Here is a 958-nt window from a genome sequence, read left to right as displayed (position 1 = left end):
CAACCCAAATGAAATAAAATCATTTGGCGTAGGTGCGACACTAGTAAGCTCTAAAGATACACCCGACGAGGTTATCTACCAGTTAACCAAGTCAGTATTTGAAAATTTCCTCGAGTTTAAAAAACTTCACCCTGCATTCCATGCTCTCGATAAGACCAAAATGGTTAAAGAAGGCTTATCAGCCCCCTTACATGCCGGAGCAGTTCGCTACTACAAAGAAGTAGGTTTGTTGAATTAGTCAGCTGCCAATATTCTTTCAGTTGTTCTGTGGCCCACTAGAGGGTTAGCACAAGCTTAATCAAGCGCGAAGAAAAAACCTCTGCAAGAGATTAAGACCAGAAACAAAAAAGCACCACTCGAATGAGCAGTGCTTTGCTAGCAAGAAGGGAAAGCCTAACTTAGTGCTTAGGTGCTACTTAGAAAGCAGCGAAATATCTGCCACTCGCAGGAATAGCTCGCGCAGCTGACTCAACAAGGCTAAGCGATTATTCTTCAACGCTTCATCATCGGCCATAACCATGACATCTTCAAAGAACTGGTCAACAACTTTTTGAAGACTTGATAGCTCAGTCAAAGCAGCTTGGTAGTTACCTTGGTCAAACAATGGCGTTACAGTTTTTGCTAGGCTATCTACCTGAGCTGCCAAATCCTTTTCAGCTTGCTCAATCAGCTTACTCTGGTCGACCTGATCTGCCAACTCGCCCTTATTCTTCGCCAGAATATTGGAAACACGCTTATTGGCTGCCGATAAGGCTGAAGCCGCTTCGAGGCCCAAAAAGTTGCTAACCGCTTTGATGCGCTGATCAAAGTCGACCGGACGTGTAGGCCTACGAGCGTTAACCGCTAAGAAGACTTCAGCAGATACATTTTCATCCTGATACCAGGCACGGAAACGTTCCAACATGTAGTTCAATAAGTCTTCTTGGACACTATTGTTTTCCAAGCCTTCGTATTGCTC

The 958-nt window shown here is 44.5% G+C and carries 2 protein-coding genes; one reads left to right on the top strand and one right to left on the bottom strand.

Going from position 1 to position 958, the window contains the following annotated elements; translation table 11 throughout:
* On the top strand, window positions 1-238 hold a 238-nt coding region (locus tag A3766_RS09255), incomplete at its 5' end, for a TAXI family TRAP transporter solute-binding subunit (protein ID WP_304440950.1).
* 174 nt (window positions 239-412) lie between these two features.
* Here the strand turns inward: A3766_RS09255 and A3766_RS09250 are convergent.
* Window positions 413-958 (bottom strand): DALR anticodon-binding domain-containing protein (locus A3766_RS09250; RefSeq protein ID WP_255375392.1); only part of this gene is annotated, 546 nt, incomplete at its 5' end.

The organism is Oleiphilus sp. HI0132, from assembly GCF_001635845.1.
Note: the sequence above shows the minus strand (reverse complement) of the source record. Positions and strands in the feature narration are given on the sequence as shown.